The following is a 12,630-nucleotide window of genomic DNA, read 5'->3' as shown; positions in this document are numbered from 1 at the left end:
GCGCGGGTAGCGCTCAGCTCACGAATCGATAGCCCATGCCGGTTTCGGTGATCAGATGTACCGGTGCCGCCGGGTCTCGTTCCAACTTTTGCCGTAGTTGGCCGAGATAGATTCGCAGATAATGCGTTTCGCGTTCATGCCCGGGCCCCCACACGGTACGCAGAATCTCCTTCTGCGACACCAGCTTTCCTTCGTTGCGGACGAGCAACTCCAGCACCCCCCACTCGGTGCGCGTCAGGTGCACGTTCTCGCCCTGCCGAACAACGGTTTTGGCAGCGAGGTCGACGGTGAAGTCCGCGGTCTCGACGACGGGGTCCGGCACCGATTGCGGACCGCGGCGCAGGGCCGCGCGGAGCCGCGCCAACAGCTCGTCCATGCCGAACGGCTTGGTCACGAAGTCGTCCGCTCCGGCATCGAGTGCCTCGACTGTGTCGGCCGAGTCGGTGCGCGCCGAGAGCACCAGAATCGGCACATCGGTCCATCCGCGCAGACCTGCTATGACGTCGATACCGTCGATGTCGGGCAGACCGAGGTCCAGAATCACGATGTCCGGGTGGAAGTTCGCGGCCACCCGCAGTGCTTCCCCACCCGTAGCCGCGCTGACGACCTCGAATCCGCGGACGTTCAGATTGATCCGCAGCGCCCGCACGATCTGTGGTTCGTCGTCGACGACGAGCGCCCGTACCTTCACCTGCTCGCCGCCTTCAACTCGACCGTCATCGTCAGCCCTCCGCCGACGGTGTCCGACGCCGTGACGGTACCGCCCATGGCCCGCACGAATCCTCGCACCACCGACAGGCCGAGTCCGACCCCCACCGAGTTGTCGCGATCGCCGAGGCGTTGGAACGCGTCGAACATGGTCGCTTCGGCCCCGGCGGTGATGCCGGGGCCGTGGTCGACGACGGAGATGGCGGCCATGTCACCGTGCACTGCGGCGCGCACGGTGATCTCGCCGGTGGGGGCGTAGCGGGCACTGTTCGCCACCAGGTTCGCGAGCACTCGTTCGAGCAGACCCGGATCGGCGAGCACTTCGACGTCACCCACCTCGACCCGCACCCGCTCGTCGGCCCCCACCAGCGCGCCTGCCAGTACGTCGTCGACGAAGACGGGACGCAGACTGGGTTGCACCACACCGGCTTGCAGCCGCGAGGAGTCGAGCAGATTGGTCACCAATGCCGTCAACTGGTCGGCCGACTCGTCGATGGTGGCGAGCAGTTCGTCGGTGTCCTCGGGCGAGAACTGAACGTCGGTGCTGCGCAGCGACGACGAGGCTGCCTTGACCGCCGACAGCGGCGTTCGCAGATCGTGGCTGACCGCCGAGAGCAATGCTCGACGCAACGCGTCGGCCTCGGCCAGTGCGTTGGCGCGGCTGGCTTCCTCGGCCAAACGGGCTTGGCGCACCATGCCCGCGGCTTGGTTGGCCACGGCTGCGAGGACGCGGCGATCGTGGGCGCGGGTGCGTTCGCCGACGAGCAGCAGCGTGAAATCGCCCGCGTCGATTTCGGTGTCGGCCCCGTTGCGATCGGTCGGCGGGTGTTCGCCCGAGCTGCCCACGATGGATCGGGACTGGTTGTCCCACAATGCGACGCCGGACTGCCGATACGTCTCCCGTGCGCGCTCGAGCAGCGCACCCAGATCGGCACCGCGCAGGACGGACCCCGCGAACAGGGTCAACAGTTCGGCTTCCTGCGTCGCCCGGCGTGCCTGACGCGTCCGCCGAGCGGCCGCATCCACCAGGGCCGCGACCGCGACAGCGACCAGCAGCAGTACGACTGTCACGACGAAGTTGTCCGGCTCGGCGATCGTCAGGCTGTATCTGGGTGTGGTGAAGAAATAGTTCAGCAGAAATCCTGCGATCAGCGCCGAGAGTGCTGCCGGGGCAACACCTCCGAGCAGCGCCACACACAGCACCACCATGAAGAACAGGGCGCTCTCACCGCTGGAATCGAAATCGGGACCGACCGTGCTCAGCACTGCAGCGGCCAAGCAAGGCACGAGAACCGCGGCCAGCCAGGCGATCACCCGTCGACGCCCCGAATCGACCTGCAGACTCCGCCGACGGGCCTGCTCGGCGTGAGTGACCATGTGCACGTCGATCTTTCCCGAGTTCTGCACCACGGCCGCGCCGATACCCTCGTCGAGAATGCGGGCGGCGCGTGACCTTCTCGAGGTACCGATCACCAACTGCGTGGCGTTCACTCCGCGCGCGAAATCGAGCAGAGTGGTGGGCACGTCGTCCCCGACGACGCTGTGCACACTCGCACCGAGGCCGGCGGCGAGCTTGCGCACGGAACCCATCTGCGGTGCGGACACGCCCATGAGGCCGTCTCCGCGAACGATGTGCAGCACCATCAGTTCGGCACTGGACTTCGAGGCGATCCGACTCGCCCGCCGAAGCAGGGTTTCCGACTCGGGGCCGCCCGTCACCGCGACCACCACCCGCTCGCGCGCCTCCCAGGTGTCGGTGATGCGATTGTCCTTGCGGTACTTCACCAATGCGGCGTCGACCTGGTCGGCGATCCACAGCAGTGCTAGCTCACGCAGAGCCGTCAGGTTGCCGCCGCGGAAGTAGTTGCTCAGCGCGGCGTCTACTTTGTCGGCGGCGTAGACGTTGCCGTGCCGCAGCCTGCTCCGCAACGCCTCCGGTGTGATGTCGACCAGCTCGACCTCGTCCGCGGCCCGAACCACGCTGTCGGGAACCGTCTCTCGCTGCGGAACACCGGTGATCTGCTGCACCACGTCGTTCAGAGATTCGAGGTGCTGCACGTTGAGTGTGGAGATGACATCGATGCCCGCGTCGAGCAGCACTTCGACGTCCTGCCACCGCTTGTCGTGGACGCTGCCCGGAGTGTTGGTGTGCGCCAGCTCGTCGACGAGCACCACCTCGGGGCGGCGCGTCAGGACCGCGTCGAGATCGAGTTCCTGCGCCGAGGCTCCTCGGTAACGGACGGTGGCCATCGGCAGAACTTCGATGCCCTCGAGTGCCTCGATGGTTCGCGCCCGGCCGTGCGTTTCCACGACGGCCGCGACCACGTCACGTCCGCGATCCTGCAGCCGACGAGCTTCGCCGAGCATGGCGAAGGTCTTGCCGACGCCGGGCGCGGCACCGAGATAGATCCGCAGCTCACCCCTGTCCGCCACAGCCTGTCTCCTCACCCGGCCGGTATGCGTCCCGCAGTGCCAGGTTCAACTCCGGGACATTCACCGCTTCGGCACCGAGTACACCGTACTGCGGGCCGCGGGTGTACTCGTCGACCAGAGCCTCCACCTCGCTCACCGGCGCTCCGTTGACCTGGGCCACCCGGGCGACCTGGAGGGCCGCGTAGGCGGGACTGATATCGGGATCGACACCGGATCCGGAGCCGGTGACGGCGTCGGCCGGAATGGTGGACGGGTCGACGTTCTCCCGGGCTGCGATGGCGGCTCGGCGCTGTTCGACGAACGACGCGAGTACCTCGCTCGACGGGCCCTGATTGGTCGGCAGCGCCGCGGCCGGATCACCGGGCGCGAACGCGTCGTCGTCCGATACCGAGCCCGTGACGCGGGTGTGGAAGAACGGATCCGGCTCTCCCGGATCCACCTGCGGATCGACGCCGATCAGCGAGCTGCCGACGACGCACCCCTGTGCGTCACGCAGCGGCGACCCCTCGGCGGAGTCGGTGCCGATGCGGCCGATGCCCCAGACCACAGCCGGGTACGCGATGCCGAGGATCACGGTGAGCGCCAGCAGCACTGCGAAGCCGGCGACGACCTGACGGAGAAATCCCTGTACGAAACGCATGGTCAGCCAATCCCTGGAATGAGTCGAACGAGCAGGTCGATGAGCCAGATACCGACGAACGGACTGATGACGCCGCCGACGCCGTAGACCAGTAGGTTCCGCCGCAGCAACGCAGCCGCGGATGCCGGGGTGTATCGAACACCTTTGAGTGCCAACGGAATCAGCGCCACGATGACGAGCGCGTTGAAGATCACCGCGGACAGGATCGCCGATTCCGGGGTCGCCAGGTGCATGATGTTGAGCCCGCCCAGCTGGGGATAGACGGTGGAGAACATCGCCGGCAGAATCGCGAAGTACTTCGCCAGGTCGTTGGCCAACGAGAACGTCGTCAGAGCTCCGCGCGTGATGAGCAACTGCTTGCCGATCTCGACGATCTCGATGAGTTTGGTCGGATCGGAATCGAGGTCCACCATGTTGCCGGCTTCCTTGGCGGCCGAGGTGCCGGTGTTCATCGCGACGCCGACGTCGGCCTGGGCGAGAGCCGGGGCGTCGTTGGTACCGTCGCCGGTCATCGCAACGAGCCTGCCGCCTTCCTGCTCCTGCCGGATGAGCGTGAGCTTGTCCTCGGGAGTGGCCTCGGCCAGGTAGTCGTCGACGCCTGCCTCGGCAGCAATGGCTTTGGCGGTCAGCGGATTGTCACCGGTGACCATCACGGTTCGGATGCCCATGGCCCGCAGCTGAGCGAACCGTTCGGCAATGCCGGGTTTGACGACGTCCGAGAGTTCGACGACACCGAGAGCGCGAGCAGCAGAACCGGTTTCACGTACCGCGACCACCAGCGGAGTGCCGCCGTTCTGCGCGATGTCGTGCACGGTGCCGTCCAGATCGGCCGTCCCGCCGCCGTCGCGAATCCAACTGTAGACCGAATCCGCTGCACCCTTGCGGATCTCCATGCCCGGTAGATCCAACCCGCTCATCCGAGTTTGCGCCGTGAACGCCACGAACTCCCCGCGCTCGGATTCACCTTCTGCCGTGACGGATTCGAAGTCTCGCTCGACCAGTTCGACGATGCTGCGTCCCTCGGGGGTGCCGTCGGCCAGCGACGACAGCCGAGCTGCGCGAGCCAATTCGGCGGCGTCGATGCCCGTCGCCGGATGCAGGCCGGTGGCGCGGCGGTTACCGAAAGTGATGGTCCCGGTCTTGTCCATCAGCAAGGTGTCGATGTCGCCTGCCGCCTCCACTGCCCGGCCGGACATTGCCAGTACGTTGCGCTGCACCAACCGGTCCATGCCCGCGATACCGATGGCCGAGAGCAGTGCCCCGATGGTCGTGGGGATCAGGCAGACGAGCAGGGCAATCAGCTCGATTGGATCCTGTTGCTGTCCCGCGTAATTCGACATCGGACCGATGGCGACGACAGCGAAGAGAAACACGATGGTCAGCGACGCGAGCAGGATGTTCAGGGCGATCTCGTTCGGCGTCTTCTGCCGCGCCGCGCCCTCGACGAGGGCGATCATCCGATCCACGAACGTCTCGCCCTGCGCTGCAGTGATTTTCACGACGATCTCGTCGGAGAGCACGATGGTGCCGCCGGTGACGGCCGACCGATCGCCGCCGGATTCACGGACCACGGGAGCCGACTCACCGGTGATGGCAGATTCGTCGACGGTTGCAATGCCCTCGATGACGTCACCGTCGCCGGGAATGACCTCACCGGCCGAGACGACGACCTCGTCGCCGACCTTCAATTCGGCACCGGCCACCTCGGTGATCACGAACTCGGCACCCGACGCCGTGCGTCGTCGAGCAGTGGTGTCCTGCTTCACCTTTCGCAGGCTGGCTGCCTGTGCCTTGCCACGGCCTTCGGCGACGGATTCGGCGAGGTTGGCGAACAGCACCGTGAACCACAGCCAGCCGGTGACGAACCAGGCGAATACCGACGGCTGAGCGATCGACAGGATCGTCGTGACGATCGAGCCGAGGAAGACGACGAACATGACCGGGTTGCGGGCCAGGTGACGCGGATCGAGTTTGCGGAACGCGCCGGGTAGAGCGGTGTTCAGTGACAGGTTCATTGCATGGCCTCTGCTATGGGTCCGAGAGCAAGTGCGGGGAAGAAGGTGAGGGCCGCGACCAGGATGGAGGTACCGATCAGCAGCGTGCCGAACAACGGTCCATCGGTGGGCAGCGTGCCCGCGTTGGGCGCGCTGCGTTTGGTCGTCGCAAGCGAACCGGCCAGGGCCAATACGAAGACGATCGGCAGAAAGCGGCCGAGCAGCATCGCGATACCGAGGGAGATCTGGAACCAGTCGCTCGTCACCGTCAGGCCGCCGAAAGCGCTGCCGTTGTTGTTCGATGCCGATGCATAGGCGTAGAGCACCTCGGTGAATCCGTGGATGCCGGGGTTGCCTTGATAGCTCGTCGTCGATTCGAGTATCACCGTGATCGACGTGCCGACGAGCACGAGGATCGGCATCACGAGAACCGAGAGCGCGGCCATCGTGATGGCCCGTCGACCCAGCTTCTTGCCGAGGAATTCCGGAGTTCGGCCGACGAGCAGACCACCGACGAAGACGGCGATGACCGCGAGCACCAGCAATCCGTACAGACCGGTGCCGACGCCACCCGGCGCGATCTCGCCGAACAGCATGTTCAGCAACACCGCTCCGCCGCCCAGCGCAGACATACTGTCGTGCGCCGAATTGACTGCGCCGGTGGATGTTCCGGTCGTCGACACCGCGAACAGCGCAGACGCCGGGATGCCGAAGCGAACTTCCTTGCCTTCCATCATCGCGCCCGCAGCCGTTGCTGCCACTCCACGGGTACCGGATTCGGCGAACAACGTCACCGCCAACAGCGTCGCCCACAGCGTCGCCATCACCGCCAACAGAGTCAGGCCCTGCTTGCGGTTGCCGATCATCGTGCCGAACGTACGAGTGAGGGCCACCGGAATCAGCAGCAACGAGATGATCTGCACGATGTTGGTCAGTGGTGTCGGGTTCTCGAACGGGTGCGCCGAGTTGGCCGCCAGAATGCCACCACCGTTGGTGCCGATCTCCTTGATCGCCTCCTGCGAGGCAACGGGCGCAAGCGCATTGGTGACCGTCTGCCCATCGAGACCGGTGGAGGTGAAGCCGGACGAGAACGACATCACAGTGCCCTGAGTCAGCATGATCACCGCGACGAGCACGGAGAGCGGCAGCAGAATACGGAGCGTCCCGCGCGTGAGGTCGACCCAGAAATTGCCGAGCTCACCGCCCGTCGACACCCGAACGAAGCCGCGCACGACGGCGATCGCCACCGCGAGACCGACTGCAGCAGAGACGAAGTTCTGCACCGCCAGCCCCAGCGGCTGCGTCAGATTCGACAGCGTGGTCTCGGGAACGTACGACTGCCAGTTGGTGTTGGTGACGAACGACGCCGCAGTGTTGAACGCCATCGCCGGACTCACCCCCGACAGGCCACCGTTCAGCGGGAGCACACCCTGAATCCGCTGCAGTACGAACAGGAATACGACCCCGGCGAACGAGAACCCCAGCAGGCTGGTGGAATAACCGACCCAGGTCTGTTCCGACGACGAGTTCACCCGGGCCACCCGATAGAGCAGACTCTCGACGCGAGTGTCGTGGGTAGAACCGAACACTCGGGCCATGTAGTCACCGAGCGGCACGTACGCCGCCGCCAACACGACTATCACGATGCCGATCTGAAGACCGGCAAGCAGAGCAGGATTCATGGCGCCGTCAGAACCTCTCCGGATCGAGGAGAGCGACGAACAGGTAGACCGCGACGAACGCGGCCACCGTGAGACAGAGCAATTCGGTCATTGCTCGATCTTGGATCCCACCAGCGAACGAAAACGCGTTCCTTACGCTTTCCTACGCTCACGACCTGCGGTCATGACGGAGTTTTTACGCTAGCGCTCCTCGGCCGATCGCGATCCGCTAGCGCTCCTCGATGTCGTCGACGCGGATTTCGACCGCATCCCTGCCGAGGGTGACGCCGAGCAGGTCCGCGACCACGTCGATGGCGATCGATGCCAGTTCTTCGCCTGCCGCCTGCAGATCGTCGCCGTACACGCCGATCACCGCGACGAACAGACCTGTGCAGGCGTGATCGTCGAGGTCGAGGTCGATCTCGGTGGGCTGTGCACCGTGTACGCCCGCGAGAGCACGGCGCAACGTCGTCTTGACGATGTGATCGCTGATCCGCAGTGAGTCCCGTGGATCGGCCGCTGAACCGGCCGGGAAGGCGCTGTCGATCGGCCAGGTGCGACGCGTCGTATTGCGCACTTTCGCGAGGATGGACGAGCTGATGTCCACCCAGTTCGGTTCCTGCGGTGCCTCCCGAAGCTCGGTGGCAGCACGCGCGAGAACCGCATTCGGTTCTACCGGGTTCGCCATGTCGCCAACCTTTCGCTCAATGTTGCTCGTGCTCTGGTCAATTGACCTCGTACTGCTCCTGCGGACAACGTCATGATCGCGCCGATCTCCGGATGGGTCAGGCCCTCGACCTCCCGAAGCAACCAGCAGGCCCGCTGCCGATAGGGCAACTCCGCCAGTGCCACACCCAATTCGGCCATGAAGCTGTCTGCTTCGACGTCCGCCTCGGGATCACTGCCCGCGCCCGTGCTCTTGCGCTCGAATACCCAGTCTTCCGCAGGAGGAACGCTGCGACGCCGGCGATGATCTATCACTTTGTGCGAGACCAACGAGAACAGCCAGGTGCGCAGAGCCGAATCGCCCCGGAAGTTGTCGAGCCCCTTCCACGCTGCGACGAACGCGTCCTGCACCACCTCCTCTGCTGCACCCTGATCGGACAGCATGTTTCGGGCGTACCGAAACATCTCCGGTCCGTATCGGCCCACGATCTCCTCGAACGCATCCGTCTCGCCGAGCGCGGCTGCGCCGACGAGTACGCGGTCCGACGCATCTCTCCACTCCATCGGGCCCCCAGACATAATCTATGACGTAGGTCACTTTATTTGTACGTGCGTTTCGGTGATCGAGCTACGACCAACTCCTGACACACACTGTGCACCACTACTCAGCGAAGAGAGGCAGTCATGAGCTCCACGACGGACACCAAGGCAACCGTATCCGCAGCAGGCGAAGGCAAGACCGACATCACCACGAAGTCGGATTCCGTGCTCGTCAGCTCGCAGGGCCGCACCACCATTGCCGATACCGTCGTCTCGAAGATCGCCGGCATCGCCACCCGTGAGGTCCAGGGCGTACATGCCGTCGGCGGCGGAGCGAGCCGCGCGATCGGTGCCCTGCGCGAGCGTATCCCGGGTGCCCGCGTCAACCAGTCGCAGGGCGTCTCGGTCGAGGTCGGCGAGCGTCAGGCAGCGGTCGACATCGACATCGTCGCCGATTACGGCGTCTCGATCGCAGACCTCGCAGCAGGCATTCGTCGCAACGTCATCAACGCCGTCGAGCGCATGACGGGCCTCGAGGTCACCGAGGTCAACATCGTCGTTCACGACATCTACCTGGACGACGGCTCGGACGAAGAGGAGACCACCGAGACCGCCTCCACCCGAGTGCAGTGACCGACCCGAACCCGACGGACCGTGACAAGTCCGAGGACATCGCCGACGCCGTGCAGGCGATCGACGGTGTCGTCGGGCTGCACGGCGGCATGTTCGGCGAGGCTGCGACCTATCTACCCGGACGCCGCGTCGCCGGCATCCGGATCGCAGACGACGGCACCGAGGTACACGTCACTCTCCAGTTCGGCTTCGCCGTACGGGAGACCGCCGAGGCAGTGCGTAGCACCGTCGCGGCAATGGTCGACGGGCCCGTGCACGTCACAGTCGAGGATGTCGTGCGGGTCTGAATTGTGCGAGTCTGACCAGGTGAACGAGCATTCAGCGCGCGACCGGGCCGCCGCGTACAAGGCGGCCCGGCGCGCTGTGGCCCGAGAACACCACCCCGACATCGGTGGTGATCCCGCCCGGTACATGGCAGAGCTCGCGGAAGTCGACCGCCGGTTCGCCGTACTTCCGTCGACTCCGATCAACACTGCCAGCGCACCGACAGCGTTCCGCTCGTCCTCGGTACCGACGCCACTGCGCACACTGCCGAAACGCATCGCCCGGCTCCGCAAACGCGTCACTCGACGCAACTACTTCGACATCTGAACTCTCGACATCCGAACACTCTGACTGGAGATCAAGACCATGACCACTGCAACCATCGGTTTGTTCGTGGGACTTCTGCTGGCCATCGCCGCAGCAGCCGGCGGCTTCACCGGCTTCCTCATCGCCATCGTCCTCGGCGGACTCGGTTTCTTCGTCGGCCGCTACATCGACGGTGAACTGGATCTGAACTCGATCATGCGTGGTCGCGGTCGTGACTGACACAGCAGCAGCCCCCACGACCCCCGGGACACCGGCAGCAACCCCGGGGTCACTCGCGGACCCCGGCGATCGCGGTTCCCTGGAGATCAAGCACAAGGCAGTCGAGCGCCTGGCCATTCTGGCGGCCCGCGGCACCGACTCCGTCACCGACCGCCAGCCCGGACTGCACCTCCTCGGTGGGCGTGATCTGCCGAAAGCCGATGTGACGATCACCGGCGAGCGCGTGCGAGCAAAGGTCTCCGTCGGAGTCACCTGGCCCTCCCCGTTGGCGAAAGTGGCTGCGAACGTTCGCGCCGCCGTGGCCAGAGACCTGTCCGAACTCGGTATCTACACCGTCGACCGAGTCGACGTGACCGTCGAATGCATACCGGCCGAGCCCACCAGCGAAGAAGGGAGAGTGCAGTGACAGAGCAAGCAAGCAAGAAGCCGGTGGCCAACCCCACCGCAGCTGTTCCGGCCGTCCTGTTCGCTCTCGTTCTCATCGCCGCCGGAGTCGTACTCGGCCGCGAGGCGCTGCTGAAGCTGGGCGCTCTCGACGGCTCCGAGTGGGTCGGCCCGGCCGCGTCGAACCTCGACGGGCTCACCGCGCAGCAGTGGATGCTGCCCGCAGGTATCGCCGCCGTCGTGGTCGGATTCGTTCTCGTGTTCGTGGCAATTCGCCCACGTCGTCGCACCCACCGTGCTCTCACCGAGCAGGGCGTCTGGCTTCGTAAGGGCGACGTCGCTGCCGTCGCGCGATCTGCCGCCCTCGACAGTGTCGGCGTCGACACCGCGTCCGCCAAGGCAGGCAACAAGAAGGTCACCGTCGCCGTATCCACCGTGGCCGGTACCGACACCTCGGCTCTGAAGTCCGCGGTCGTGACGTCGGTCGACGACGCCCTCCGCCCACTCGCGTCGGCACCCAAGGTGCGCACCCGAGTGCGAACGACAGGACAGGCCTCATGAAAGGACAGCAGCTGTGAAACGTGCAACCGCATCGCTCGACCGCACCGGCACAGCCGTCGTCGGGCTGGCTCTGATCGCTCTCGGCGGCGGAGCCATCGCGTGGGAACGCGGCGAGCTTCCCGGCCGCGAGCGGCTGGACGCCGCGTTCGTCGACACCGCCGTCGACGCCGGTTGGTGGCCCTGGGCTCTCGGCGTCGCCGCTGTCGTGCTGATCCTGCTGGGTCTGTGGTGGTTGCTCGCGCACCTGCCGCGCCGATCGGTCGGGACCGTGGCCTTCGGATCCACGTCGGCCGACGTCACGAACGTGGAGGGAGAGCAGGTCGACGGCAGGCTCAGCGTCGACCTCGGCACCGCCGCCCGTAGTGCAGCCAAGTCGCTGGCAGGTCACGACGGAATCGTCTCGGCCTCCGGTCGCTCTGTCTCGGACAGGGGACAGCGCGTGGTCGAGATCGTCGCGACGCTCGACCCAGCCGTCACGTCCCTCGAGCAGGTCTCCGACGCCGCAGCACGGACCCGTGACGACATCGTGACCTCACTCGACGGAACTCCAGCCAAGGTGCGAATTCTGTTGCAGTGCGGCAAGTCTCGCAAGCAGTCGGCGCGCGTCAGCTGACTCCGGAGAACTCGATCTCCCCGATCAGACCGTGGTGGTCCGATCCCGGGAGGTCGATTCTTTCCAGCGATCGGGCGTGCCCGGAATTGGTGAGAATGTGGTCGATGCCGACGACGGCCGGAGTGCCTTTGTCCGTGGAATAGGTCGGTATCAGCCCCATCCCCAATTGTGCTGCAGCGTCGGAATATCCGGCATCGAGTAGGTTCCTGAACTTCTTGTGCGAATACGTAGTGTTGAAATCACCGCTGACGATGACGGGACCGCTCGCAGACACCGCCTCGAGATCGCTACGGAGCGTGTCCAATTCGGCAGTCCAGATATCGGCCGGGGTGACGTATGCCGGGCCGGGATGGACGGCCAGGAGCGTCACTGGCTCCGATCCGGGAACATCGACGGAGGTGGCCAGGTTCACCGGCCCGAAGCCATCCAGTTCGCGGTTGTCGGACAGCGGTGTGCGACTGTAGATTCCGGCACCTCCACCACCCGTCGGCAACGCTCGCAGGTAGCTGTACGGAAAGAGTTGCTCCATGCCGGCATCCCGTAGCCCGAGCACCGACGCATCGGTCAGCTCTTGGATCGTCACGACGTCGACGGCGTTGTCGCGTGCCGATCCGACGACGACCGACGGATCGGCGCTGCCCACCATCAGGTTGGCCTGCATCACCCGCAGCCGGACGGCATCGCCGCTCGCCTCGTCCTGAGATGCCGCGTCGGCCACGTACAGAGGTGCGTACGCCACTGCGGCTGCTGCCAACACGACCGCGGACACCGCCGCCAGAATCCATTGCCTACCGATCAACGCGACGACGGCACCGACCACGACAGCGACGAGCATCAGGGGAACGAACGATGCCAGCGCGATCAGAACGTTGATGCGGGTGTCGGTGTAGTACGCCCCCATCGCGACGAGTCCGGTGACGATGCCCAGCGTCGCGATCGTTCCGGTGAGAATCCGTACCCAGGTTCGCTGCATCGCACCGAGAGTAG

Annotated in this window: 16 protein-coding genes; 7 read left to right on the top strand and 9 right to left on the bottom strand. The window is 65.6% G+C overall.

Features of this window, described 5'->3' with window-relative positions:
- Positions 1–13 precede the first annotated feature (13 nt).
- From CH281_RS25955 to CH281_RS25920, 8 genes are all read right to left on the bottom strand, one after another.
- Positions 14–691: a response regulator gene (locus tag CH281_RS25955; protein WP_032392572.1), complete on the bottom strand. Its 678-nt coding sequence runs from the start codon at positions 689–691 to the stop codon at positions 14–16.
- A complete protein-coding gene (locus tag CH281_RS25950; protein WP_094695879.1) occupies positions 688–3,141 on the bottom strand; it encodes a sensor histidine kinase in 2,454 nt (817 codons plus the stop codon). The genes CH281_RS25955 and CH281_RS25950 overlap by 4 nt, the downstream gene beginning before the upstream one ends.
- The gene (locus CH281_RS25945; RefSeq protein WP_032392574.1) at positions 3,125–3,781 is read right to left on the bottom strand and encodes a potassium-transporting ATPase subunit C; all 657 of its coding nucleotides are present in this window, start codon (positions 3,779–3,781) and stop codon (positions 3,125–3,127) included. The genes CH281_RS25950 and CH281_RS25945 overlap by 17 nt, the downstream gene beginning before the upstream one ends.
- 2 nt (positions 3,782–3,783) lie before the next feature.
- Complete coding sequence (kdpB, locus tag CH281_RS25940; protein ID WP_094695878.1) at positions 3,784–5,796, bottom strand: potassium-transporting ATPase subunit KdpB; 2,013 nt, start codon at positions 5,794–5,796, stop codon at positions 3,784–3,786.
- Positions 5,793–7,457, bottom strand: coding sequence for a potassium-transporting ATPase subunit KdpA (kdpA, locus tag CH281_RS25935; RefSeq protein WP_032367713.1), 1,665 nt, complete (start codon positions 7,455–7,457; stop codon positions 5,793–5,795). Before kdpA ends, kdpB begins: the two co-directional genes overlap by 4 nt.
- Positions 7,458–7,464: 7 nt before the next feature.
- Complete coding sequence (locus CH281_RS25930; protein ID WP_072691966.1) at positions 7,465–7,548, bottom strand: potassium-transporting ATPase subunit F; 84 nt, start codon at positions 7,546–7,548, stop codon at positions 7,465–7,467.
- Positions 7,549–7,665: 117 nt separating this feature from the next.
- Positions 7,666–8,124, bottom strand: a complete 459-nt coding sequence (locus CH281_RS25925) for a hypothetical protein (RefSeq protein ID WP_045841590.1) — start codon at positions 8,122–8,124, stop codon at positions 7,666–7,668.
- Entirely contained in the window at positions 8,109–8,666 is a 558-nt protein-coding gene (locus CH281_RS25920; protein ID WP_048318882.1) for an RNA polymerase sigma factor, read from the bottom strand. The genes CH281_RS25925 and CH281_RS25920 overlap by 16 nt, the downstream gene beginning before the upstream one ends.
- Before the next feature lie 120 nt (positions 8,667–8,786).
- On the opposite strand from CH281_RS25920, the gene CH281_RS25915 reads away from it, so the two are divergent.
- The 7 genes from CH281_RS25915 to CH281_RS25885 are packed head-to-tail and all read left to right on the top strand — an operon-like array spanning position 8,787 to position 11,643.
- Positions 8,787–9,275, top strand: coding sequence for an Asp23/Gls24 family envelope stress response protein (locus CH281_RS25915; RefSeq protein WP_027495128.1), 489 nt, complete (start codon positions 8,787–8,789; stop codon positions 9,273–9,275).
- Entirely contained in the window at positions 9,272–9,562 is a 291-nt protein-coding gene (locus CH281_RS25910) for an Asp23/Gls24 family envelope stress response protein (protein WP_094695876.1), read from the top strand. Before CH281_RS25915 ends, CH281_RS25910 begins: the two co-directional genes overlap by 4 nt.
- A 19-nt stretch (positions 9,563–9,581) precedes the next feature.
- Positions 9,582–9,866, top strand: coding sequence for a hypothetical protein (locus tag CH281_RS25905; protein ID WP_162182897.1), 285 nt, complete (start codon positions 9,582–9,584; stop codon positions 9,864–9,866).
- Positions 9,867–9,905: 39 nt separating this feature from the next.
- Positions 9,906–10,085 carry a hypothetical protein gene (locus tag CH281_RS25900; protein ID WP_027495126.1) on the top strand — a complete coding sequence of 60 codons (180 nt, stop codon included), beginning with the start codon at positions 9,906–9,908 and terminating at the stop codon, positions 10,083–10,085.
- Entirely contained in the window at positions 10,078–10,491 is a 414-nt protein-coding gene (locus CH281_RS25895; RefSeq protein WP_179274296.1) for an Asp23/Gls24 family envelope stress response protein, read from the top strand. The genes CH281_RS25900 and CH281_RS25895 overlap by 8 nt, the downstream gene beginning before the upstream one ends.
- On the top strand, positions 10,488–11,030 hold the full coding sequence (locus tag CH281_RS25890) for a DUF6286 domain-containing protein (RefSeq protein ID WP_048318883.1): 543 nt from the start codon (positions 10,488–10,490) through the stop codon (positions 11,028–11,030). Before CH281_RS25895 ends, CH281_RS25890 begins: the two co-directional genes overlap by 4 nt.
- Positions 11,031–11,043: 13 nt before the next feature.
- A complete protein-coding gene (locus CH281_RS25885; protein ID WP_052053618.1) occupies positions 11,044–11,643 on the top strand; it encodes a hypothetical protein in 600 nt (199 codons plus the stop codon).
- Here the strand turns inward: CH281_RS25885 and CH281_RS25880 are convergent.
- Positions 11,636–12,616 carry an endonuclease/exonuclease/phosphatase family protein gene (locus CH281_RS25880; protein ID WP_094695874.1) on the bottom strand — a complete coding sequence of 327 codons (981 nt, stop codon included), beginning with the start codon at positions 12,614–12,616 and terminating at the stop codon, positions 11,636–11,638. The genes CH281_RS25885 and CH281_RS25880 overlap by 8 nt on opposite strands.
- Positions 12,617–12,630: the final 14 nt, after the last annotated feature.

This window comes from Rhodococcus sp. 06-221-2 (genome assembly GCF_002258365.1).
GTDB lineage: Bacteria > Actinomycetota > Actinomycetes > Mycobacteriales > Mycobacteriaceae > Rhodococcoides > Rhodococcoides fascians.
Note: the sequence above shows the minus strand (reverse complement) of the source record. Positions and strands in the feature narration are given on the sequence as shown.

Coding starts and splice junctions, on each gene's coding strand:
- CH281_RS25880 (WP_094695874.1), bottom strand. CDS start 12,616: ATGCAGCGAACCTGGGTACGGATTCTCACCGGAACGATCGCGACGCTG.
- CH281_RS25920 (WP_048318882.1), bottom strand. CDS start 8,666: ATGGAGTGGAGAGATGCGTCGGACCGCGTACTCGTCGGCGCAGCCGCG.
- kdpA (WP_032367713.1), bottom strand. CDS start 7,457: ATGAATCCTGCTCTGCTTGCCGGTCTTCAGATCGGCATCGTGATAGTC.
- kdpB (WP_094695878.1), bottom strand. CDS start 5,796: ATGAACCTGTCACTGAACACCGCTCTACCCGGCGCGTTCCGCAAACTC.
- CH281_RS25945 (WP_032392574.1), bottom strand. CDS start 3,781: ATGCGTTTCGTACAGGGATTTCTCCGTCAGGTCGTCGCCGGCTTCGCA.
- CH281_RS25915 (WP_027495128.1), top strand. CDS start 8,787: ATGAGCTCCACGACGGACACCAAGGCAACCGTATCCGCAGCAGGCGAA.
- CH281_RS25930 (WP_072691966.1), bottom strand. CDS start 7,548: ATGACCGAATTGCTCTGTCTCACGGTGGCCGCGTTCGTCGCGGTCTAC.
- CH281_RS25900 (WP_027495126.1), top strand. CDS start 9,906: ATGACCACTGCAACCATCGGTTTGTTCGTGGGACTTCTGCTGGCCATC.
- CH281_RS25925 (WP_045841590.1), bottom strand. CDS start 8,124: ATGGCGAACCCGGTAGAACCGAATGCGGTTCTCGCGCGTGCTGCCACC.